The sequence below is a fragment of the Niveispirillum sp. CC-CTL257 genome, assembly GCF_059489915.1.
The window spans coordinates 310359-333006 of sequence record NZ_JCAJXE010000004.1 but is presented as its reverse complement, the minus strand read 5'-3'; the positions used below and the strand labels follow the sequence as shown (position 1 = coordinate 333006).

At 63.7% G+C, this 22648-nt stretch carries 17 protein-coding genes; 14 read left to right on the top strand and 3 right to left on the bottom strand.

The features are described from left to right. Positions 1-105 precede the first annotated feature (105 nt). Complete coding sequence (locus ABC729_RS22065) at positions 106-546, bottom strand: Ros/MucR family transcriptional regulator (protein WP_495609763.1); 441 nt, start codon at positions 544-546, stop codon at positions 106-108. Between the two features lie 546 nt (positions 547-1092). On the opposite strand from ABC729_RS22065, the gene rpiB reads away from it, so the two are divergent. The 10 genes from rpiB to thiL all read left to right on the top strand — a co-directional run bounded on the left by rpiB (position 1093) and on the right by thiL (position 9818). Further along, positions 1093-1527 (top strand): ribose 5-phosphate isomerase B, encoded by a 435-nt coding sequence (gene rpiB / locus ABC729_RS22060; RefSeq protein WP_495609762.1) that lies wholly within the window; start codon positions 1093-1095, stop codon positions 1525-1527. A 33-nt stretch (positions 1528-1560) separates the two neighbouring features. Beyond that, the gene (glyA, locus tag ABC729_RS22055; RefSeq protein WP_495609761.1) at positions 1561-2841 is read left to right on the top strand and encodes a serine hydroxymethyltransferase; all 1281 of its coding nucleotides are present in this window, start codon (positions 1561-1563) and stop codon (positions 2839-2841) included. A 79-nt stretch (positions 2842-2920) separates the two neighbouring features. After that, complete coding sequence (gene nrdR, locus ABC729_RS22050) at positions 2921-3382, top strand: transcriptional regulator NrdR (protein WP_054168191.1); 462 nt, start codon at positions 2921-2923, stop codon at positions 3380-3382. After that, positions 3379-4503, top strand: coding sequence for a bifunctional diaminohydroxyphosphoribosylaminopyrimidine deaminase/5-amino-6-(5-phosphoribosylamino)uracil reductase RibD (gene ribD / locus ABC729_RS22045; RefSeq protein ID WP_495609760.1), 1125 nt, complete (start codon positions 3379-3381; stop codon positions 4501-4503). The genes nrdR and ribD overlap by 4 nt, the downstream gene beginning before the upstream one ends. A 246-nt stretch (positions 4504-4749) precedes the next feature. Next, a complete protein-coding gene (locus ABC729_RS22040) occupies positions 4750-5865 on the top strand; it encodes a transposase family protein (protein ID WP_495609759.1) in 1116 nt (371 codons plus the stop codon). A gap of 152 nt (positions 5866-6017) precedes the next feature. Further along, a complete protein-coding gene (locus tag ABC729_RS22035; RefSeq protein ID WP_102114866.1) occupies positions 6018-6608 on the top strand; it encodes a riboflavin synthase in 591 nt (196 codons plus the stop codon). A gap of 3 nt (positions 6609-6611) precedes the next feature. Next, positions 6612-7754, top strand: coding sequence for a 3,4-dihydroxy-2-butanone-4-phosphate synthase (gene ribB / locus ABC729_RS22030; RefSeq protein WP_495609758.1), 1143 nt, complete (start codon positions 6612-6614; stop codon positions 7752-7754). 30 nt (positions 7755-7784) lie between these two features. After that, entirely contained in the window at positions 7785-8249 is a 465-nt protein-coding gene (locus ABC729_RS22025; protein WP_054168221.1) for a 6,7-dimethyl-8-ribityllumazine synthase, read from the top strand. 16 nt (positions 8250-8265) lie between these two features. Beyond that, entirely contained in the window at positions 8266-8817 is a 552-nt protein-coding gene (gene nusB / locus ABC729_RS22020; RefSeq protein ID WP_495609757.1) for a transcription antitermination factor NusB, read from the top strand. Next, the gene (thiL, locus tag ABC729_RS22015; RefSeq protein WP_495609756.1) at positions 8814-9818 is read left to right on the top strand and encodes a thiamine-phosphate kinase; all 1005 of its coding nucleotides are present in this window, start codon (positions 8814-8816) and stop codon (positions 9816-9818) included. Before nusB ends, thiL begins: the two co-directional genes overlap by 4 nt. Here the strand turns inward: thiL and ABC729_RS22010 are convergent. Next, positions 9809-11785 carry a glycoside hydrolase family 97 protein gene (locus tag ABC729_RS22010; RefSeq protein ID WP_495609755.1) on the bottom strand — a complete coding sequence of 659 codons (1977 nt, stop codon included), beginning with the start codon at positions 11783-11785 and terminating at the stop codon, positions 9809-9811. The genes thiL and ABC729_RS22010 overlap by 10 nt on opposite strands. Before the next feature lie 31 nt (positions 11786-11816). Continuing rightward, a complete protein-coding gene (locus tag ABC729_RS22005; RefSeq protein WP_495609754.1) occupies positions 11817-13436 on the bottom strand; it encodes an alpha-L-fucosidase in 1620 nt (539 codons plus the stop codon). Between the two features lie 225 nt (positions 13437-13661). Here ABC729_RS22005 and ABC729_RS22000 point away from each other — a divergent pair, with 225 nt between their 5' ends. The 4 genes from ABC729_RS22000 to ABC729_RS21985 all read left to right on the top strand — a co-directional run bounded on the left by ABC729_RS22000 (position 13662) and on the right by ABC729_RS21985 (position 22606). Further along, positions 13662-16223, top strand: a complete 2562-nt coding sequence (locus ABC729_RS22000) for a glycoside hydrolase family 3 protein (RefSeq protein ID WP_495609753.1) — start codon at positions 13662-13664, stop codon at positions 16221-16223. 82 nt (positions 16224-16305) lie between these two features. Beyond that, positions 16306-19287 carry a TonB-dependent receptor gene (locus tag ABC729_RS21995; protein ID WP_495609752.1) on the top strand — a complete coding sequence of 994 codons (2982 nt, stop codon included), beginning with the start codon at positions 16306-16308 and terminating at the stop codon, positions 19285-19287. A 145-nt stretch (positions 19288-19432) separates the two neighbouring features. Further along, on the top strand, positions 19433-20950 hold the full coding sequence (locus ABC729_RS21990; protein ID WP_495609751.1) for a tryptophan halogenase family protein: 1518 nt from the start codon (positions 19433-19435) through the stop codon (positions 20948-20950). Between the two features lie 33 nt (positions 20951-20983). Next, complete coding sequence (locus ABC729_RS21985) at positions 20984-22606, top strand: DUF5597 domain-containing protein (protein ID WP_495609750.1); 1623 nt, start codon at positions 20984-20986, stop codon at positions 22604-22606. Positions 22607-22648 lie beyond the last annotated feature (42 nt).

Genomic DNA, 22648 nt, shown 5'->3' with positions numbered 1-22648 from the left:
ACACGCGGACGTTTCGTGTCAGTTGATGTCACAACTGTTGTTTGAAAGAAAAAGGCCGCGCAGGAGAGATATCCTGCGCGGCCGTTTCAGTATTCGAGACCGTTATTACCCGCGATGGCGGTTGGCGCTACGCGTGTCGCCACGGCCCAGACCGATCTTCTTGGCGAACTCCGAACGCTGCGCGGCATAGTTCGGGGCGACCATCGGGTAATCCGGCGGCAGGCCCCACTTGGCGCGATACTCGTCCGGGGTCATGTCATAGGTGGAGCGCAGATGCCGCTTCAGCATCTTCAGCTTCTTACCGTCTTCCAGGCAGACGATATATTCCGGCGTGACCGACTTCTTGATCGGCACGGCCGGGCGGGCCGGCTCGCTCGGCGCTTCAACAGGTGCGCCCTGCAGCCCCGTCAGCGTGACATAGACGGAGTTGATGACCTCCGGCAGCTGCTGCGTCGGCAGTGCGTTCTGGCCGACATAAGCGGACACGATCTCCGCCGTCATGCGCAGCAGTTCCCCCGTCAACACCTCATTCCCATGCTGTTCCATCGTACCCAACATTCCTGAACGGTTAATCAACTATGAACGGACGCTTCGCATGGGTGCGTCCGCATGTCAACAAGGAAGCATCAAAGAGTGTGAAGTTTTTTACTATGTCTCATTGTCAAACATCAAGTCAGTCGCGTTAATGCTCGATAAGTCATTGATCTTTCATCTATGCCATTCAAATCGGCGAATGAACATTAATATGTGTCTAAAAGTTTATCAAAAAAGCACAGATCGAACATTTCCAATGTTTCATCATAATTCTTAAGATGCCTTTTCGATGTCGGAAATCGACAACGGAAACCGGTTCCCAACCATTTGCCGCCGCCATGTTTCAATTATTTCTATTACAAAATTACTTTCAATAACGCAACAACCGGATAAGGCGCGCGCCGGGGGCAAGGCGGGGCTGCTTTTCAGGCTTTGGGCGGGAACTGGTGTGGCGGCGACACTTCTGCTAGGGTCCTGCGCGTCGGCGACCCCCTAATGATGGGGTCGCTTCTCTGTTTCCAGGGGTGCCGGGCGTCCTTGCCCGGTTGAGGGTGGAATATGGGTGTCCAGACCATCGCGATTGCCGGCGATCATGCCAGCCCGGAACTGAAATCCGTCCTGACCGAACAGCTGCGTGCCGCCGGCCACACCGTCCTTGACCTTGGCACCAACGGGCCGGAATCGGTGGATTATCCCAGCTTCGCCGATGCCGTCGCCGCCGCCCTGGCCGATGGCCGCGCCACATCCGGCGTGCTGATCTGCGGCACCGGCATCGGCATTTCCATTGCCGCCAACCGTCACCGCCATGTGCGCGCCGCCCTGTGCCATACACCAACAGAGGCGCGGCTGACTCGCCTGCATAATGACGCCAACGTGCTGTGCCTGGGTGCGCGCACCATCGGCGTGGAGGTGGCGAAGGATTGTGTCGCCACCTTCTTCACCACGGAATTCGAAGGCGGCCGTCATGCCCGCCGTGTCGCGATGTTGGGCTGAAACGCCCGACCGGTACCAGAGGACCAGACGAACATGAGCATCCAGGGTTTCTTCACCGATAAGCTGTCCGACGCCGATCCCGAACTGTACGCCTCCCTGCGTCAGGAGTTGGGCCGGCAGCAGGATCAGATCGAACTGATCGCCTCGGAAAACATCGTCTCCACCGCCGTGCTGGAGGCCCAGGGTTCGGTTCTGACGAACAAGTACGCCGAAGGCTATTCGGGCAAGCGCTATTATGGCGGTTGCGAGTATGTGGACATCGCCGAGACGCTGGCCATTGAACGCGCGAAGAAGCTGTTCGGCTGCGAATACGCGAACGTGCAGCCCCATTCCGGCGCGCAGGCCAACCAGGCCGTGTTCATGGCCCTGCTGCAGCCGGGCGACACGTTCATGGGCATGGACCTGGCCGCCGGCGGTCACCTGACCCATGGTGCCCCCGCCAACCAGTCGGGCAAGTGGTTCAAGGTCGTGTCCTATGGCGTGACCCGCGACACCAACCTGATCGATTATGATGAGGTGGAGGCCAAGGCGCGTGAGCATAAGCCCAAGCTGATCATCGCCGGTGGCTCCGCCTATCCGCGCCAGATCGACTTCGCCCGTTTCCGCAAGATCGCGGACGAGATCGGGGCCTATCTGATGGTGGACATGGCCCATTATGCGGGTCTGGTCGCCGCCGGCGTCTATCCCTCGCCGCTGCCGCACGCCCATGTCGTGACCACCACCACGCACAAGACCCTGCGCGGCCCGCGTGGCGGCATGATCCTGTCCAATGACCTGGATCTGGGCAAGAAGTTCAATTCCGCCGTGTTCCCCGGCCTGCAGGGCGGCCCGCTGATGCATGTCATCGCCGCCAAGGCCGTGGCCTTCGGTGAGGCGCTGCGCCCGGAATTCAAGACCTACGCCGCCAATGTCGTCGCCAATGCCAAGGTGCTGGCCGACCGTCTGATCGCCGGCGGCCTGGACATCGTGTCCGGCGGCACCGACAGCCATATCGTGCTGGTCGACCTGCGTCCCAAGAAGCTGACGGGCAAGGCCGCGGAGCATGCCTTGGAAAATGCCGGCATGACCTGCAACAAGAACGGCGTGCCGTTCGACCCGGAAAAGCCGTTCGTGACCTCCGGTGTGCGTCTGGGCACCCCGGCGGCCACCACGCGCGGCTTCGGCACGGCGGAGTTCGCGCAGGTCGGCGACATGATCGTGGAGGTGCTGGACGCGCTCGCGGTCAGCAATGGTGATAATGCAGCGGCGGAAGAGCGGGTGCGTGCGCGGGTACAGGAACTGTGCCGCCGCTTCCCCATCTACCCGACGCTCTGACATTGACAAAGACCCCGGTTCCGGCCATGTCGGAACCGGGGTTTCCAGGTAGCAAATATAACAATTCTGGAGGGGTTTCATGCGCTGTCCGTTCTGCGGGAATGACGATACCCAGGTGAAGGACTCGCGCCCCACCGATGACGGGTCCGCCATCCGCCGCCGCCGTTTTTGCCCGGCCTGCGGCGCCCGCTTCACCACCTTTGAACGGGTGCAGCTGCGTGAGCTTTATGTGGTGAAGGCATCCGGTCAGAAGGAACCGTTTGACCGGGAGAAGCTGCTGCGCTCCATGCGTATCTCCCTGCGCAAGCGGCCCGTGGATGCCGACCGGATCGACCGCGTCGTGAACTCCATCGTGCGACAGCTGGAAAGCAGCGGGGAAACCGAAATCCCCTCCACCCAGATTGGCGAGATGGTGATGAACCAGCTGGCCGGCATCGATAAGGTTGCCTATATCCGCTACGCCTCCGTCTATCGCGATTTCCGCGAGGCGGCGGATTTCAACGATTTCGTTGAAAAGCTGCGGCCCGAAGATAACGATTGAGCGGGGATGGCGTGACCGACGCGGCCCCGTCCTTCAGCGCGGATGACGAGGCGCATATGCGCGCCGCCCTTTCGCTGGCCCGGCGCAATCTGGGCCGTGTCTGGCCCAACCCGTCGGTTGGCTGTATCGTGGTCAAGGATAGTCAGGTTGTGGGCCGGGGCGTCACCGCCCCCGGCGGTCGCCCCCATGGCGAACCGCAGGCCCTGGCTCAGGCCGGTGATGCCGCGCGCGGCGCCACCGTCTATGTCAGCCTGGAACCCTGCAACCACCATGGCAAGACCCCGCCCTGCTCTGAGGCGCTGATCGATGCGGGTGTGGCCCACATCGTGGTGGCGTGCGAGGACCCGGACCCCCGCGTTTCCGGCGGCGGCATCCGCCGTCTGCGCGACGCCGGCATTCAGGTCGATGTCGGCCTGTGTGCGGGGGAAGCGCAGGCGGTCAATCACGGCTTCATCACCCGCATCCTGAAGGGCCGCCCTGGCGTCACCCTGAAACTGGCGACCAGCCTGGATGCACGCGTGGCGACCTCGACCGGCCACAGCCAGTGGATCACCGGCCCTGACAGCCGGGCGCGCGGCCACCTGCTGCGCGCCAACCATGACGCCATCCTGATCGGCATCGGCACCGCGCTCGCCGATGATCCCGAACTGACCTGCCGTCTGCCAGGGCTGGAGGCGGCCAATCCCGTGCGCGTCGTCCTGGACAGCCATCTGCGCCTGCCCGTGACATCCAAACTGGCCCAGGGTGCCGCCAGCACGGCCCCCACCTGGGTCGTGACGCGGGCCGACGCCGACGCCCTTCGCGCGACCGCCTTGGAGACCCTGGGCGTGCGCATCCTGCGCGTCGCGCCTGACGACATAGGTCACCCGCCCATCGCCGCCATCCTGTCGGCCCTGGCAGGGCAGGGGATCACCCGCCTGCTGGTCGAAGGCGGCCCCACGGTCGCCACTGCGTTCCTGAAGGCCGGCTTGGTCGATCAGATCGAATGGTTCCGCGCACCGATGCTGATCGGCGGGGATGGTCTGCCGGCGGTGGGTGCCTTGGGTGTGGACGCACTGGAACAGGCTCGGCACCTGACACCGACGGCAGACGAAAACCGCCTGTACAAACAACCCTCGTAGCGCGGATTAGGCGCAGCCGTAATCCGCGGAAACCCGTCCCCGTCGCTCCGCGGAATACGCTTCGGCAGCCTCTTTCTGATTATATGGAATCGGATTGAATCTGCCCTCCACCGTCATCCCCGCGAAAGCGGGGATGACGGATAAGGGTGATCACATCAAAACCTGACCGCCTCTCACCCCTATCCCTGGAATATTTTCCCAGTTCATGCTAGGATCGCACTCCCACCTCCCCACGGAGCGCGCACCATGCAACCCAACCTCTCCGGCCTCTCCCTGCGTCAGCGTCAGGACGCGATCCGCGCCGCCATGGCTGCGGCAGCGACCGAACCGGACAATTCCCGCCCCGCCCCCAACGATTACGCGGCCAGCAGCCCGCGCCTGATGGCAGGATATAATTCCCGCGCGGCGGATGAACCCACCTGGGCTAAGATCGCCTTTCACCTTGCTGCCGGCGTGCCCATCATCAAGATCGCGGAACATTACAAGCTGTCGCGCACCACCATCTGGCGCGCCATCAGCCAGTCGCCCAATCTGCGCCGCCGCATCGCCGAGGAGCGCGCCCTGATGCGGCGGGAGGCCGACAGCCGCTTCGTCGCCATGCGCGAGTTGGTGGTGGACACGATCTATCGCGCCGTGGCCGACGGCAATATGCGCGCCACGCTCTGGGCCGCCGAACGGCTGGGCATTGGCGAGACCCTGCTGCAACAGGCGGAAAAGCCACCCAAGCCCGGCTATGCCCGCATCCCTCAGGGCTGGTGGCCCAGCGCCGCCAAGGAAGCCGCCATCCGGGCCGACCTCTCCGCCCCGCCCGGCCCCGACACGCCCCTGCCGATCATGGAGGAAAGCCCGGAACCAGACCCCCCCACCGGCCTGCGCCCGCCGGGACCGATCCGACCGGCGGTGACATCCCCGCCTCACCCGTCATCCCCGCTTTCTTCGTCATCCCGGCGAACGCCGGGACCCAGGGGCCACACGCCCGACCTCTCCCCTCAAACCGCCCCACCCAGGGCCGACGCACCGGATAGCGATGGTACCCCTGACCCCGGGGTCCCGGCTTTCGCCGGGATGACGAAGGGGAATGGGGAGGCGGCGACGGCACGCCCCGCCACCACCGCAAAACCACCCCGAAAGCGCACTCAACCCTACCGCGCGACCACCCGCCCCACTCCCAACCCACCCGACAACCCCCGCCGTGCCGCACCCATCCGCCGCCCGCAAGGCTCGGTCCGCCTGCTGGCCTGGCTGCTGCACAACAGCCGCCCTGACGCTGACGGCCCCGACGGCATCCCCGGCCTCACCGCCGCCCGCCTCGTGGCGCATGCGCGCTGGCTCGCCATGAAAGGCAAGCATCGCGACGACTGAAACCCGCCATTACCCCCGTTCCACATGTTTCACAGGGTTAACAGAATGGAAATTAGTCCCGCGTCAGCATCCCATTAACCCCATCCCGCCATGCGCCCCGTGCATCTATCGCCCCCTCGCACAAAAGCGCGGTAAGCCCTAGGTTATGGCCCATGTTTACCGGAATCATCACCGATGTCGGCCGCGTCGTGGAGATCGAGCGCCGTGGCGACCTGAGACTGACCATCCAAACGCGGTTCGACCTGAACAGCGTTGCCATGGGCGCGTCCATTGCTTCCAACGGGGTCTGCCTGACCGTCGTGGAAAAACTGGCCGACGCCTATAAGGTGGATGTGTCCGCCGAAACCATCGCCAAGACCACCGTCGGCGATTGGGTGGTCGGCACCCCCTTGAACCTGGAGCGCTCCCTGAAGCTGGGGGATGAACTGGGCGGCCATCTGGTCTACGGCCATGTCGATGGCGTGGGGGAGGTGGTGTCCGTCACCCCGGATGGCGACAGTCACCGCTGGCGCTTCCGCGTGCCGCAGACCCTGAAGCGGTTCATCGCGGCCAAGGGCTCGGTGGCGTTGAACGGCGTGTCGCTGACAGTGAATGAGGTCGATGACGATGTCTTCGGCGTCAACATCATCCCGCATACGGCGGAACAGACGACCTTCGGCCTGATCGGGCCGGGGGCGAAGATCAATCTGGAAGTGGACATGCTGGCGCGTTATGTCGCGCGGCTGGTGGGGAAGGACGCTTAACCTATGTCGGCTATCGAAACCCGTCTGACCGAGGATGACCGTCCCGTGCTGTCCAGCACCGAGGAACTGATCGAAGAGGCCCGCCAGGGCCGGATGTTCATCCTGGTCGATGATGAAGACCGGGAGAATGAGGGCGATCTGGTCATCCCCGCCTCTGCCGCTACGCCGGAAGCCATCAATTTCATGGCGCGTTTCGGGCGCGGCCTGATCTGTCTGGCCATCGACAGCCCCATGAATGAACGTCTGCGCCTGCCTTTGATGGCGCAGCAGAACGGTACCCGTCATCAGACGGCCTTCACCGTGTCGATCGAGGCGCGGACGGGTGTCACTACGGGTATCAGTGCCGCCGACCGCGCCCGCACCATCCAGGTCGCCATTGATGAGAATGTCGACAGCCGCGATATCGTGACCCCCGGTCACGTCTTCCCGCTGCTGGCCCGCGATGGCGGCACCCTGGTCCGCGCCGGCCATACCGAGGCGTCGGTGGACCTGTCGCGTCTGGCCGGTCTGCCCGCCGCCGGCGTGATCTGTGAGATCATGAATGATGACGGCACCATGGCCCGCATGCCGGATCTGGTGAAGTTCGCGCAGTTGCACGGGCTGAAGATCGGCACTATCGCCGACCTGATCGCCTATCGCCGCCGCACGGAGACCATCGTCGAACGTTCCTACCGTACCGTTCTGGACAGCCATTTTGGCGGCCGGTTCGAAATGATCGTCTATCGCAACCGCATCAGCGGGGCGGAGCATGTGGCCCTGGTCAAGGGCGACATCCATGATGATGTACCGGTGCCGGTGCGCATGCATTCGCTGAACATCGTCAAGGACCTGCTGGCCGACAGCCGCCATGGCCCCGTGGGCAGCCTGGAAGCCGCCATGAAGGCGGTGGGGGAGGAAGGGCGCGGCGTCATCGTCCTGATGCGCGATGCTCAGCCCTTCTCGCTGGCCGACCGGCTGCGCGCCATTGATGACGGTAATGCCGACCTGAATGGCGAGCTGCGTGATTACGGCATCGGAGCCCAGATTCTGAACGACCTGGGCGTGAAGAAGATGGTGCTGCTGAGCAATACCAAAAAGACGGTGGTGGGCCTCGAAGGCTATGGCTTGACCATTGTTGGCCAAAGGGCCATACCCACCCCCTTCTGATCTTTCAACATGACGGACTGGATGGCCCCCATGGCTGACGCGCCCCATATCATGATCGTCGAGGCCCGTTTCTACGACGACCTCGCGGACGAACTGGTCAAGGGCGCCGTGGCGGCCCTGGATGCGGTGGGTGCCACCTATGAGATTTTCCAGGTGCCCGGCGCCCTGGAAATCCCCGCCGCCATTCAGTTCTCCGTCCGCTCCATGGATTTCTATTCCGGCCGCCGCCGTTTCGACGGTTACGTGGCGCTGGGCTGCGTGATCCGGGGTGAGACGACACATTACGACTATGTCTGTCAGGAAAGCGCCCATGGTCTGGCGCAGCTGTCGCTGAACCATACGCTGGCCATCGGCAACGGCATTCTCACGACCGAGAATTATGAACAGGCCTGGGCGCGTGCCGCCGTCAATCAGAAGAACAAGGGCGGGTTCGCCGCCAACGCCTGCCTTCAGATGATCGAGCTGAAGAAGCAGTTCCGTCTCTATTCACGCTGAGTTTCCAGGTTTCAATATGCCCCCGCGCAAGAAGATCACCCCCCCTGCCGCCACTGAACCGGCGCCGAAGATCAAGCCCACCGGGTCTGCCAAGGCCCGCCGTTCGGCTGCCCGACTGGCCGCTGTCCAGGGTCTGTACCAGATCGATCTGGCCGGGGCGTCAAGCGATACGGTGATCCATGAATTTGCGCGTCACCGCATCGGCCAGGAACAGGATGGGGAGGAGTTTGTGACCGCCGACCCGACCCTGTTCGCCGATATCGTGCGCGGGGTGCAGGGCCGTCTGGCGGAGGTGGATCAGCATCTGGGCGGGCTGCTGGACCGGCAATGGTCGCTGGAGCGGATGGAGCTGCTGCTGCGGGCCATCCTGCGGGCCGGTTCCTGGGAATTGCTGGCCAATACGGCTGTGGCCCCGCACATCATCATCAATGACTATATCGACGTGACCCACGCCTTCTTCGCGGGCCGCGAGCCGGGCATGGTCAATGGCGTTCTGGACAAGCTGGCCCGCACCTTGCGCGCCGCCGAAATGAACGCCAAGCCGGCGGGCAAGGGCGACGCGTCGTGAGCGGGCAGGGCGGTGCCGTCAGCTTGGGTGAATTCGGCCGGATCGAACGTTTCTTCCGGCCCTTGGCCGTGGGCGTCCCCGGTGCCTTCGACCTGACCGACGATGCCGCCGTCCTGGATGTGCCTCATGATCAGCAGCTGGTGGTGACCACCGATGCCATGGTCAGCGGCGTGCATTTCCTGCCCAATGACAATCCCGCCGACCTAGCCTGGAAGATCCTGGCCGTCAACATGTCGGATCTGGCCGCCAAGGGGGCTGAACCGCTCGCCTATTCCCTGGTCACCAGCCTGCCCAAGGCCATTGGCGATGACTGGGTGGAGGCGTTCGCCAAGGGGTTGGGGGAGGCGCAGCGCGCCTTCAAGGTCAATCTGCTGGGCGGCGATTCTGTCTCGACATCCGGTCCCTTGTCGCTGACCATCACGGCCCTGGGTCTGGTGCCGCGCAATCGCATGATCCGGCGCAAGGGGGCGAAGCTGGGCGATGCCCTGTTCGTCACCGGCTCCATCGGCGATGCCGCCCTGGGCTTGAAGCTGGCGCAGGGTGCCCTGACCCAGCCGGTGGCAGAGGCCGACCGCGCCTATCTCCTGTCCCGCCTGCGCCGTCCCACGCCGCGCCTGGACCTTGTCGCCTCGCTGCGCGTGTTCGGCACGGCGGCGCTGGATATTTCCGATGGGCTGGTCGCCGACCTGCGCCATCTGGCGCTGACCAGCAAGGTGCGCCTGGCCCTGGATGTGCAGTCGGTACCGCTGTCCGGCCCGGCCCTGCGCCTGCTGGTCGGCACGCCCGCCCTGCGCCGTACCATCCTGACCGGTGGCGATGATTACGAAGTGGCCTTCACCGCCCCTGCTGATAAGGCCGAAGACATCGCCGCCGCCGGTCAGAATGCCGGTATCAGCGTGACGCGTATCGGCAAGGTGGTGGAGGGCGAACCGGGCCTGGACATTCTGGGCCTGGACGGGGCCGAAACAGATCTCGGCCCCGGCGGCTGGCGTCATTTCTGAGGGCGCAGAACCAGCACCGCCCCGCCGGCCCCGGCCAACTGGACCGGTATCAAATCGCCGGCCGTCACCTTCCGGCTTTCGCGCGTGATCGCGGCAGGCTCCTTGCCATCCCTGATGATCTCCGCCCGGTAGTCGCCCTTGCCCAGGAAGGTCAGCGGCAAGTCCACCGCCCGCCCCTCCTCATTATTGATAACACCCAGGTACCAGACATCTCCCTTGCGCCGGGCCAGGGCGATATACTGCCCGACCTCGCCGGCCACAAACCGGACCTCATCCCAACTGGTGGGTACGGCGCGGATGAAGTCCAGCCCGTCTTGCCCCTGATAGGCCTCGGGACTGTCGGACACACAGGCAAACGGGCTGTCATAGACCACATACAGCGCCAACCCATGGGCCCGCGTCGTCTGGACCATCGGCCCCTTGAAGCGTGGCTCGAACGTCGTCGGGCTGGCATGGCGAAAGCCGCCGGGCGTATAATCCATGGGCCCCAGCAGCAGGCGCGTATAGGCCAGCATGACATTATGGCTGGGCGTGATCCGGCTCGACCATTTATTATACTCCGCGCCCAGCACCCCCTCCTGGGTCAGGTAATGCGGGTATGTCCTGATCAGGCCCGTCGGGTGATAGGCCCCGTGCAGGTCCACCATCAGCTTATGCTTGGCGGCCACGGTCAGCAGCCGGTGATAGAAATCCACCATCCATTGATCATCGCGGTCCATGAAGTCGACCTTGATGCCCTTGATGCCCATCCTCGCATAATGGGCCAGCACCGCCTCCATCCTGGGTTCCAGCAATTCCCAGTGCATCCACAGCCAGAGGCCGATCCCTTTCCTGCGGCCATACTCGATCATGCCGGACAGGTTCAGGCCTGGGGTCACCGTCATCAGGTCGGCCCCCGGCTTCACGCTGCCTTCCCCGCCGGAATTCAGATACCAGCCATCATCGACCAGCATATAGTCCAAACCCTGGGCTGCGGCCTGATCGATGAAGGCGGTGACGGTGGCGTCATTGGCCTGGACCTCATTCTGGGCACCCGCCGCCCGCCAGCCATTCCACCAGTCCCACGCCGCCTTGCCCGGCTTGATCCAGCTTGTATCCTTGAAGGCCGGGTCGGGGTTCAGCGTCGTTATCAGGTTTGTCTCGTTCAGCGCGCCGGCATGCCGCGCCAGCATGATGATCCGCCAGGGGCTATAGGCCCCTTCCGCCGGGATCGTCCGCCGGACGGCAATCTTCGGCTCGTCCAGGCGCGGTGACAGCACGCTTTCCACGCCCAGGCTGCCATCGCCGGGCCGTGTCAGATACAGGCCGGCATAATCCTTCAGGTCGGCCTCCGCGATGGCGAAGGCCGGGCCATTGGCCGATGTCTGGCAGACCAGCGGGGCGTCATACAGATGGCTGGGCCGGATACGCCCGGCGGGGATGGGGTCAAACTCCCCCTCATGCGCGGTGCGGAAATGCCCCAGGTTCAGGCCCCAGCAATCGAAATCGCCAGCAAAGCTGAAGCGGGTGCGTTCCTGCCGCAGGGCCATCTCATTCATCCCCGCCTGCTGCGGCAGACGATAGCGCAGGGCCACCCCATCATCATAGACGCGGATGATCACCTCCAGCTTGCGCCCCGGCGCGTCCTTCTCCGCCAGACTGACGGTCACCTCGTTGAAGTGATCCCGCGCCGTGGAGACCTTGCCGGCCACCAGCCGATAGGTGCTGTCACTGGTCCGCGTCGCGGTCCCGGTGACAGTCAGCCCACCCACCAGCGCTTTGCGCTGCCCCTCCATATCCAGCCCCAGGATGGATGGCGACAGGATCGCCACATCGCCATAGCGCACGGCATAGGTCAGCCGCTCGGCGCTATCCTGGTCAATACGGACCGCCACCTTGCCATCGGGTGATGTCAGGTCGATGGGGGCCGCCGCCACGGGGGCCGTGCTCAGCAGAAAGGTCAGCGCCAGGGTGCGCAATCGGCTCATTCGTTCCTCCCGTTTGGTTCTTATTCCGGCCTCAAACCAGACCCCGCCCGTTCAGGCGCAGGGCCAGCATCGGGGTCGTGTTGGGCTGTTCAGGCAGGGTGATCTCCAGCCCTGCTTCCGTCTGGCGAAAGGGCAGGGGGGTGCCATCACGGCCCAGCAGCTCCACCCGCTCCACCACGCCCTGGCTGCTGCCAGCCAAGCTTGCCACGATCAGCCGACCGTCAGCAGGCCAGGCCATGGCCAGCACATAAAGCGCCCCCGCCTTGGTGGTGAAGCGCAGGTCGGCGGCGGTAAAGGGCTCCTGCTTCGCCTCATCCTTCGCGAACTGCGTCGGCCCCTCACCAAACCGGCGCCACGGCCTTGTGCCGAAAATCGCCTCGCCATTGCTGGCGGTCCAGGCGGCCAGCCCGTCCAGAAAGCGGATTTCCAGATCATCCAGACTGCCATCACCACGCAAGGGCACCGACAGTAGCAGATTGCCGTTCTTGGAGACGATGTCCGTCAGGCTCTGGACCACCTGGGTGAGGGATTTGTAGCTGCCGCGGTCATAGAGGCCCCGGTCGTAATGCCATTGCCCGATGCAGGTACAGGTCTGCCAGGGATCAGGCCGGATATCGTCCACAAAGCTGCGTTCATGGTCCTCCACTATTGCCTTGCGCTGCCGGTCATCGGTTAGCCGCTTGCCATTGACCACCACCTCCATCCGGCCGTCATGCCACTGCCGGGACAGGTTGTAGTACCGGGCCGCCACATCCAGGCCGACTTGACCGAAGGGCAGGCCGTAATTGTCGAAATAGACCAGATCGGGCCGGTACTTCTCGATCACGTCCAAGGCGCGCAGGTACCAGGATTTGACAAAGGCCGGGTTGCCCGGCGGGGGCGTTTCCAACCACTGGCCGGTATGGGCGTCGTGCCATTCATCCATGGCCTTGATGGTGGTGATCCCTGCCGGCGGCACCATCATCGGGCCGCCATAGAGGTCCTGCGGGTCCAGCCCATCCCACCATGTGCCCTTGCCATCGGCGCGGGTCAGGCGGTGGGCGTCATAGCGGATGCCGGCCCGCGCCCCCTCCGGATCATAGCCATAGGCCGTCTGGAACCAATGCCAGGCATGGGCACCATGGTTGGAAATGCCAAAGCGCAGGCCGGCCCGCCGTGCCAGCCTTTCCCAGATGCCGACAATGTCGCGCTTTGGCCCCACCCGTGTGGCGTTCCAGGCGTGCCAGCGGCTGTCGAAATTATCGAAATTGTCATGATGCTGGGCCATTGCGACGAAGTAGCGGGCCCCCGCCTTCTGATATCGGGCCATCAGGTCGCGCGGGTCCCATTTCTCCGCCTTCCACCGCCCGATAATCTCCATGAAGCCCGTCTCGGCTGGGTGACCGTAGGTCTTCAAATGGTGGTCGTACATGCGGTGGCCCTGCATATACATGAAGCGGCCATACCAGTCGCCTGCCTCCGGCACGCATTGCGGCCCCCAATGCGCCCACAAACCCAGCTTGGCATCGCGGAACCAGTCGGGCGTGCGGTAACCGGCGGCCAAACTATCCCAACCGGGCTGGAACGGGACATTTTCATCCGCCAATGCGGGTAAGGCGGCCAGGCCGGCCGCCGGCATCGCCCCCAAAACGTGGCGTCTTGTGATCATCATCCCGTCGTTTCCCCGCCAATTTTCTTGATTTCGTGCCAAACGGCGTGCAGCGACATATTGATAGGATAAATCATTTATACACCCTTGCGCTCTGTCTTTGATAGCGCTATCATCGAATTAATAAAACAAACATCCGAATTCATGTCGGGTGTAATCGCGGGGGAAATCGGGCGCGGAAGGCGGCAACCGAGAAGGCCGCGCCGATGCCTGCTGGGAAGGCGTCCAATGAAGCTGCACTCCATCCTTATGGTCGGCATTGCCGGCGGACTGGTGGCAAACATGTTTATTGCTACCGGTATCATTGCATCCTCGGTGCCGCCCGGCTCCGATGGGCAGACCGGCATCGCCGACCCTGCGCGCTGGCCCACGGTCAAGGCACCGAAGCTGGCCGATGCCGCGACGGAGGCGAAGATCACCGATCTTCTGTCGCGGATGAGTGTGGAGGAAAAGGTGGGCCAGATGATCCAGGCCGACCTTCCCTCCATCAAGCCGTCGGATCTGCGCGATTATCCGCTGGGTTCCGTCCTAGCCGGGGGTGACAGCGCGCCGTTCAATGCGCCCGACCGGTCTGGCATCGGCCCCTGGGTCGATACGGCCCGCGCCCTGCGTGCCGTGGCCTTGGAAAAGCGGCCGGGCCACGAACCGATCCCCCTGATCTTTGGCATCGATGCGGTGCATGGGAACAGCAATGTCGTGGGGGCCACGCTGTTCCCGCACAATATCGGTCTGGGTGCCGCCAACGATCCCGACCTGATCCGCCGCATCGGTGCCGCGACGGCACTGGAAACGGCGGCGTCTGGTATCGATTGGGCCTTCGCCCCCACGCTCGCCGTGCCGCAGGATGATCGTTGGGGTCGCACCTATGAAGGCTATTCCGAAGACCCGGACCTTGTGCGCCGCTATGCCGGCGCCATGGTTGAGGGCCTGCAGGGCGCCTATGCTAATGCCGGCACTGACAGCGCTGTCCAGAAGGGAAGGGTCGCGGCCTCAGCCAAGCACTTCCTGGGCGATGGCGGTACCATCGGCGGCATCGATCAGGGCGACGCTGCCATCAGTGAGGAAGAACTGATCCGCGTGCATGCCGCCGGCTACTCGCCGGCCATTGAGGCGGGGGCCATGACGGTGATGGTCAGCTTTTCCTCCTGGCAGGGGGTGAAGATGCACGGCAATGGCCCGCTGCTGAACGGCGTGCTGAAGGATCGCTGGGGCTTTGACGGGTTTGTGATCAGCGACTGGAACGGCCATGCCCAGGTGCCAGGCTGCAAGGAGGATGATTGCGTCGCCTCAATCATGGCCGGCATCGACATGCTGATGGCACCCTATGGCTGGAAGGCGCTGTTCAAGAACATGGTTGCGCAGGTCAAGGCCGGGACCATTCCCAAGGCCCGCTTGGATGATGCGGTCCGCCGCATCCTGCGCGTGAAATTCCGGCTGGGCCTGTTCGAAGCGGCTCGTCCGCTGGAGGGGAGGGCGGAACTGCTGGGCAGTGCCGATCACCGCGCCCTGGCACGGGAGGCGGCGGCCAAGTCGCTGGTGCTGCTGAAGAACCAGGACAATGTCCTGCCCCTGAAAGCCAGCGCCCGGGTCCTGGTGGCCGGCAGCGGGGCGGATGATATCGGTCGGCAGTCGGGTGGCTGGTCTCTATCCTGGCAGGGAACCGGCAACAAGAACAGCGACTTCCCCAACGCACAGTCGATCTTTGCCGGCCTTAAGGAAACATTGTCCGCGCAGGGTGGGGACGCCATCCTGTCCGTTGATGGCAGCGCCAAGGACAAGGTCGACGCCGCCATCGTGGTGTTCGGCGAAATGCCCTATGCCGAGGGGCAGGGCGACATCCCGACGCTGGAATATCAGCCGGGGGATAAATCCGATCTGGCCCTGCTGAAAAGCCTGCGGGCGCGCGGTATTCCGGTTATTTCCGTGTTCCTGTCGGGCCGCCCGCTCTGGGTGAACCCGGAAATCAATGCATCCAACGCCTTTGTCGCCGCCTGGCTGCCGGGCAGTGAGGGCGGGGCCATTGCCGATCTCCTGATCGGGGACCGGACGGGCAAGCCGCGCCGCGACTTCAAGGGTCGTCTGTCCTTCTCCTGGCCCGCCAATGCCGCACAGGCGGTGCTGAACAAGGGGCAGCCGGGCTATACGCCGCTGTTCCCGCTTGGCTATGGCCTTGATTATGCGGGCATGCCGGCCGCCGTACCCATGCTGTCCGAACAGTCGGGCGTGTCGCCAGCGGCGGCCAATACCGATATCTGGTTTGTGCGGGGCCGTAACCCGGCACCCTGGAAATTCACGCTGCGCCAGGGGGCGGTGCAGGTGCCCGTCGGCAATGATGGCAGCGTCGTGACGGTGGGCGGGGCCCTGTCCCTGCGCCCCGTCGATGCCGGCGGGCTGCAGGGGGCCGGCCGGGCGCTGACCTGGACAGGCAAGGGTGATGCAGCCCTGACCGTCACGGGTGGGCCGGTGCTGGACCTGGATCGCCTGTCCCTGGGCAATGCCCTGCTGCTGGACTACCGGGTTGATCAGGTGCCAGAGGGACCGGTGCGGATCGAAATGGGGCAGGGTGCCGCCCTGGACCTCACGCCAACCTTGGCCGCATCGCCCATAGGCCAATGGCGGTCGGTGAAGCTGCGCCTGTCCTGCTTCAAACAGGCGGGTGCCAATCTGAAAGCGGTCGAGACACCTTTCACCCTGGCCACGGGGGCACCCGCCGGCCTTTCCATCGCGACGGTCAGGATCATGTCGGACGTATCCGACGCCATCTGCCCAACCGCCATCCCGCGTCCTTGATCCGGGCACGCGGCACATCGCATCCACCGGCATGGCGGTTCCATGCCGGTCACGGTCAAGAAATCTACAGGGGGGTATTGAGATGAGTGCAAGCAAGGCCCGCAGGGGCATTCGCCGTGGTGCGTCGCTACTGGCATTGACAGCGCTGTTTCCGGTGCAGGCGGTACTGGCCCAGACCGCCGATAATGGTGGTCAGCTGGATGAAATCATCGTCACCGGCATCCGTGCGCAGGTGCAGTCGGCCCAGGCCATCAAGCAGAACGCTGAACAGCTGGTCGACAGCGTCACTGCCGTGGATATCGGCGCCCTGCCGGACCGGTCGGTGACGGAGGTTCTGCAGCGCATCCCCGGCATCACCATTGGCCGCACCGCCAATGGCCGCGACGCCGACCGTCTGTCCATCGAAGGCAGCGGCGTGCAGATCCGTGGCCTGTCGCTGGTGCGCGGTGAATTCAATGGCCGTGACAGTTTCGGTGCGAATAATGGCCGCGCCCTGGGGTTTGAGGATGTGCCGCCGGAACTGATGGCCGGGGTCGATGTCTATAAGAACCCGTCCGCCGACCTGATCGAGGGCGGCCTGGGCGGCGTGGTCAATCTGCGCACCCGCACGCCGTTCGATGCCAAGGGCCGCATCATCGCCGGCTCCGTCGATTATTCCTATACCGACCTGCGCAAGGAGGCGAAGCCGTCCGGCTCCGTGCTTTATTCCGACCGCTGGGAAAGCAACAAGCTGGGCGAATTCGGCGTGCTGGTCGATCTGGCCTATTCCGAGCTGTCCACCCGCGCCGACACCTTCTCCGTCAATGCCTATCGTGAACGCGTGGGGGCCGACCCGAACGCCACCAACAAGCCGGGCAACTACATTGCCGGCGTGGCACCGGGCAAGACGGTCTATGTGCCCGATGGCTGGGGCTACCGTACCCTGGATTTCGAGCGTGAGCGGTTCGGCGTGGCCGGCGTGGTGCAATGGCGGCCCGACGCGCGCTGGGACATTACCGCGCAATATCTGCGCTCCGCCGCCGAACAGGCAGCGCTGGAGCATGTGGTGGGCTTGAATACCGGATCGGCCAACGGCCCGGCGGCGGGCACCAGTTTCACCTATGACGACCGGGGCTATTTTATCAAGGGCACCATCGCCAATCAGGCCGACGGTACCGGCACGACCCAGGATATCGACCTGCTGGATGCCCGCTGGAACCGCCGTTATTCGACCACCGAAGACGCCTCGCTGAATATCAAGTTCAATCCCAACGACCACTGGTCGTTCAGCGGCGATGTGCAATATGTGAAGTCCAAGACCAAATCGATTGACTTCACACTGTTCGATGCCATGCCGGGTGGCACCGCCATTCCGGCCTCCACCCTGGACCTGACGGGCGGCCTGCCGAAGGTCACGCTGTCCATCGCCGACAGCTACCGCAACAACCCCGCCAATTACTATTACAGCGCCGCGATGGACAACCATCAGCGCAATCAGGCGGATCAATGGGCCGAGCGGTTCGATACCGAATACACGTTCGATGATGACTGGCTGTCTTCCGCCCGGTTCGGCGTGCGCCATAACAAGCGCGAGGCCGTGACCCGCGACAGCAATTACAACTGGGGCTGGATCAGCCAGAACTGGACCGGTGCCGGTCTCGCCACCCTGGACAAGGCGGGTTCCAAGGTTCCCTATTACAGCTATGGCGACGATGATTTCATGCGCGGCGCCATTCAGCTGCCGGGCAATTTCCTGGTCCCCGATGGCCGCTTGGCCAAGGACTATGTGAAGGGTGCCGCCGCCATCCGCTCGGTTCAGCTCGAACCCGACTGGGGCACGGGCTGGCGTCCCTTCAATGGCGATTATGAGGCGCAGACCGGCGGCGGCGGTGGTGTCAACCGTCAGTCGGAGGAAAGCTGGGCTGCCTATGGTCTGGTCCGTTTCGCCAATCAGGTGAAGCTGTTCGGCGAGGACAAGGACGTCGATGGCAATATCGGCCTTCGCTATGTCCATACCGAAACCAAGGGCCAGGGCTTCTCCGTGGTGCAATCGGCCACAGGTATCAACATCAACCCGAACAGCGCGCTTGCCGATGATCTGCGCTTCCTGAACGGGGCGCGGTCAACGATAGAGGGCGGGCGAAGCTATGATTACTTTCTGCCCAGCCTGAATGTGCGTGTGAAGCTGACAGACGAACTGCAATGGCGCTTCGCCGCCGGCAGCTCTATCGTGCGTCCCGACCTGCAGCAGCTGCAGGCCACGGCCAACATCTCCGCCGATGGCGGGCATCTGGTCGGCAATACCTGCCAGAGCGGGGCTGGTCCCGGCGATGTCACCGACTGCGTCTATCAGTTCAAGGGCAGTGCCGGTAACCCGGACCTGAAACCCCTGCGCTCCAACCAGTTCGACACCTCGCTGGAATGGTACTTTGCGCCGACGGGCAGCCTGACGGGCGTGGTCTTCTACAAGGACATCTACGATTTCATCACCAACACTTTGCAGACGGTGAAATTCACCAATAACGGCGTGACCCGCGATGTCTTCGCGACCCGGCCTTATAACGCCGGCAAGGGCAGCATCAAGGGCTTCGAGCTGGCCTATTCGCAGTTCTACGACTTCCTGCCTGACCCGTTCAGCGGACTGGGCCTACAGGCCAACATCACGCATATCGAGTCCAAGGGTACGCGCAACGCCGCCGTCAACCCGTTTGACGCCAACCAGCAGGCCAATGTCCAGGGTTCGACCAACCTGCCGTTGGAAGGCATGTCGAAATGGGCCTACAACATCCAGGGCCTGTACGAAAAGGGCCCCATCTCCCTGCGTCTGGCCTGGAACTGGCGTGAGCGTTATCTGCTCACCACCACGGCGGCGAATATCAATATTCCGGCCTGGGCGGATGATTATGGGCAGCTGGATGCGTCTGCCTTCTTCACGATCAACGACCATATCAAGGCCGGTGTCGAAGCGGCGAACCTGTCCAATTCCCGGACCAAGGTCCTGGTCGGGTTCCCGGGCAAGCTGACCATGCATAATTGGGTGGATGCCGACCGGCGCTACACCTTCGTGCTGCGCGCCAATTACTGATCTTCACGGTCCCCATGCCCCTCCCAGGGCTGGAAACTTCCGGGCCGGTGGCAACACCGGTCCGGGCTTCTTTTTCTTCTGATCACGGATCGTGTTACCGTTACCGCAGACGCCGACAAGGCGCAGGTGGTAGGGGGGAGGAGGGATGATGCAGACAAAGCCTCTGGACATCACCATCGTCGGCGGTGGCACCGCCGGATGGATGACGGCTGCCCTTCTGGTCAAGGCAACCAAGGGCCGCCTGGGCCGCATCACCCTGATTGAATCCGCCGAGATCGGCACGGTTGGCGTGGGCGAGGCCACCATCCCGCCCATCCAGTTCTTCAACCAGTTGCTGGGCATTGACGAACGCGACTTCGTGGCGCGCACCCAGGCCAGTTTCAAGCTGGGCATCGAATTCCGCAATTGGACCCGTACTGGGCACAGCTATATCCATCCGTTCGGCAGTTATGGTGCCAATATCGATGCCGTGTCCTTCCACCATTACTGGCTGCGTGCACGCGCGTTGGGCGACGGCACCGATATCGGCGATTACTGCCCCGCCATCGTGGCAGCCCGACAGGGCCGGTTCGCGCCGGAGATTCCGCAGGGGCCGGCCTCGGCCCCGCTTCTGTCCTACGCCTATCATTTCGACGCCGCCCTTTACGCCGCCTACCTGCGCGATTTCGCCACGAGGCTGGGTGTGGCGCGGATTGAGGGGCGGATAACGGGTATCCGGCAGCGGGCCGAAGATGGTTATATCATCAACTTTGACCTGGCCGATGGCGGCAGCGTCGGGGGTGACCTGTTCATCGATTGCTCCGGCTTCCGCTCTCTGCTGCTGGGTCAGACGCTGGGGGTGGGGTTCAAGGACTGGAGCCGCTGGCTGCCCTGCGACCGCGCGCTGGCGATCCCTTGTGAGGGCGGGCGGGACATCACGCCCTACACCCGCTCCACCGCCCATACCGCCGGCTGGCAATGGCGTATCCCGCTGCAGCACCGGATCGGCAATGGCCATGTCTATTCATCGGCTTTCATGTCGGATGCAGAGGCAGAGGCGCTTCTGTTGGGCCATCTGGACGGAAAGCCTCTGGCTGATGCCCGTCCGCTGCGTTTCACGGCGGGGCGGCGGGAAAAGGCCTGGGTGCGCAATGTCGTGGGGATCGGGCTTGCCGGCGGGTTCCTGGAACCGCTGGAAAGCACGTCGATCCACCTGATCCAGACGGCCCTGTTCCGCCTGCTGGCCCTGATGCCCACTGACATCAAGGATCAGGCGACGCGGGACGAGTTCAACCGGTTGAGCGAGATTGAGTATGAGCAGATCCGCGACTTCCTGATCCTGCATTATAACGCGACCGAACGGGACGACAGCGACTTCTGGAACTATTGCCGGACCATGCCGATCCCGGACAGCCTGCGGCACAAGATCGACCTGTTCCGCGCCCGTGGCCGCGTCGCCCGCTTTGATGGGCAGTTGTTCGCAGAGGCAAGCTGGCTTGCGGTTTTCCTGGGCCAGGGCGTTGACCCGGTTGGGTATGACCCGATGGCCGACATCATGTCGGAAGCGGAGTTGCACCAGCGCCTGTCCCGCCATCGCGATTATGTGCAGCGGGCCGTCGCCACCATGCCGGCCCACCGTGAATTCATCGACCGCCATTGCAAGGCCCCGGCCACTGCGGCCTGACCCTGTTTGCACCCGCCCCCGATTGGAGCCGTGATGCCGTTTCCCCGTTTTTCCCGTCTGCTGGCCGTCGGCCTGCTCTCATTTGGTGTCGCCACCGGCCCGACCCTTGCCGCCGAAGCACCCTTGCCGCGCATGGTCCGCGAACAGGGGCGCCATGCCCTGCTGGTCGATGGCAAGCCGTTCCTGATCCTGGGCGCGCAGGTCAATAATTCAAGCAATTATCCCGCCGCCTTGCCCTATGTCTGGCCGGCGGTGAAGGAGGTCGAGGCCAACACGCTGCAGGTGCCCATCGCCTGGGAACAGATCGAACCCAAGGAAGGACAGTTTGATTTCAGCTTCGTCGATCATCTTCTGGAACAGGCCCGCGCTAATAATGTGCGGCTGATCCCGCTCTGGTTCGCGACGTGGAAGAATAACGGCCCCAATTACGCGCCCGCCTGGGTCAAGCTGAACAATGACCGGTTCCCACGCGTGGTTGAGGCTAAGGGCATCATCCGCAATTCCCTGTCGCCGCACGCCAAGGAAACGCTGGAGGCCGACAAACGCGCTTTCGCTGCCCTGATGCGCCACCTGAAGAAGGTGGACCCACAGCGCACCGTGATCATGGTGCAGGTGGAGAACGAGGTCGGCACTTATGGTGCCATCCGCGACCATGGCAAGGCTGCGGAAAAGCTGTTCAACGGCCCGGTTCCGGCCGATCTGACCAAGGCCATGGGCAAGAAGCCGGGGACATGGGCGCAGGTTTTCGGCAAGGATGCGGACGAATTCTTCCATGCCTGGCATATTGGCCGCTTCGTGGATCAGGTGGCCGAGGCCGGCAGACGAGAATACGACCTGCCCCTCTATGTGAACGCCGCCCTGCGTGACCCGTTCAAGGACCAGGACCCCTATACCTATTCCGCCGGCGGCCCCACCTGGAACGTCCTGGATGTGTGGAAGGCAGCAGCCCCCCATATCGATTTCCTGGCGCCGGACATCTACATGGATGGTTATGCGCCCTACACGAAGACGCTGGAGCAATATGGCCGGCCCGACAATGCCCTGATGGTGGCAGAGATGGGCAGCAAAGCTGTCTATGCCCGCTACCTGTTCGCGGTGCTGGGCCGGCAGGGCATCGGGTTCAGCCCGTTCGGCCTGGACTATACCGGCTATGCCAACGCGCCGCTGGGAGCGGAGAAGGTGACGCCGGAAACCCTGGCCCCCTTCGCCCTGGCCTACCGCGCCGTCAGCCCCATCGCCGACCTGATCGCTGAACGCAGCCTGAAAGGCAAGGTGTGGGGCGGGTCGGAGCCGGAGGCGGTACATGCCGAACAGATCATCCTGGGCACTGCACCCTGGAAGGTCGAACTATCCTATGGGCTGGGGCAGTTCGGCATGGACAAGCCGCCCGGCAATCCGGTGCCCAAAGGCGGGGCCGTGATCATCGAGATGGGCAAGGATGATTACCTGATCACCGGCATGCATGCGCGGGTGAATTTCATCAGCACGCGTGAAGGGCGGGGCCGGATTTATGACCGGGTGGAGGAGGGGCGCTTTGTCAACGGCACCTGGGTCGCGGATCGCGTCTGGAATGGTGACCAGACCGATTACGGCCTGAACCTGACCGACCGCGCGCAAATCCTGCGCGTCACGCTGGCCACATATCCGATCAGGTGAGGGGCGAAGGCCCCCTTCAACGACATTGGCAGTTTGTGAGGG